The sequence below is a fragment of the bacterium genome, from assembly GCA_029210965.1.
GTDB lineage: Bacteria > BMS3Abin14 > BMS3Abin14 > BMS3Abin14 > BMS3Abin14 > JALHUC01.
Map to the genome: position 1 here is coordinate 1 of JARGFZ010000107.1, position 1,182 is coordinate 1,182.

General features: G+C 54.1%; 2 protein-coding genes. Both read right to left on the reverse strand.

Translation table 11 applies throughout. From position 1 onward, the window contains the following. Positions 1-157 precede the first annotated feature (157 nt). Entirely contained in the window at positions 158-664 is a 507-nt protein-coding gene (gene rimM, locus P1S59_14470) for a ribosome maturation factor RimM (GenBank protein ID MDF1527429.1), read from the reverse strand. Positions 665-704: 40 nt separating this feature from the next. Further along, entirely contained in the window at positions 705-989 is a 285-nt protein-coding gene (gene rpsP / locus P1S59_14475) for a 30S ribosomal protein S16 (GenBank protein ID MDF1527430.1), read from the reverse strand. Positions 990-1,182 lie beyond the last annotated feature (193 nt).

A 1,182-nucleotide genomic window follows, 5' to 3' on the forward strand; every position in this document is an offset into this window, starting at 1 on the left:
AAAGTTGGGAGCTATTTTAGCATCCCGTTGACAGGTGGTACCGGCCTACTTCATCCCATCTGTGGTAAAAAACATCGCTTTTCTTGAAACTGCGCCATAACCCAGAGTCAAGCTATACTCTGCGCTTTTCGCGTCCTCTGCGTTTCAAGGAGCTTTGTTATTCAATGAGTCCTGGTAGGTCCACAATGCGGATCGTTCCCTTTTCAAGGTCAACCTCATCAATGGTACCCGGGGCGAAGGGGATCATGAATTCTCCGCCATCCGGTAGGGACCCCGTCAGGATCGGGGGGCCCCCTGTATCCATTATATTCTCCACCGGTCCGACTTTATTGCCAAGGTGGTCGAGAAGGATCAGGCCCACGAGATCGTGGAGAAAGTACTCACCCTCTTCCAGGGGGACGAGTTCCTCCCTGGGCACACAGATCATCTGCCCTTTCAGGGCGAAGGCTCCTTCCCGGTCGTTGGTACCGGCAAGCTTAATAAGAGGGTTTCCCTTGTGCGTTCGGATGCCTTCCACTTTCACAGGTTCTACGGCTTCCAGTCCAAGATAGATCCGGGCTGCGTCGGTGAGTGTTTCCAGATGGTCGGTGAGCAGACGCACCACGACCTCCCCTCGGAGCCCGTGAGGGCGGAGGATTTCGGCCAGGATAAAGAGATCTTTCATGGGGATAGGGCCGCCCATCCGGGCGGCCGGAGAAGTCAGCCTACTCGGAAACGCTGGGGGAAACGTCGCCTTCGTCGAACTTCTTCATGACGCCGATCTTCGAAAGGAGACTGCGGACCGTGTCGGAGGGGGTTGCACCCTTGGAAAGCCAGTACAGTGCCTTCTCCTCCTCGATGTTTATCTCAACCGGTTCCTTGTGGGGATCGTAGGTCCCGATACTCTCAATGAACCTGCCGTCTCGAGGCGATTTGATGTCCGCTACGACGACCCTGTAGTGGGGCATCTTCTTCTTTCCCATCCTTCTAAGCCTGATACGTACTGCCAAGGTAAATCCTCCAAAAGCCTGCAGTATAAAGTGCAGGGTGTAAAGTGCAGAGTTAGTCGTATAGAAAGCCTTACCTTGTAACCTGAAATGGCGGGTTCGTCAAATGATTTAAGAGCCCCGAAATCCGAGATTGGTTTTGTTCAGTCCCGGGTCGGGGTGCGGGAGGGGTCATTTTTTCCGTTGGCGGGTATCT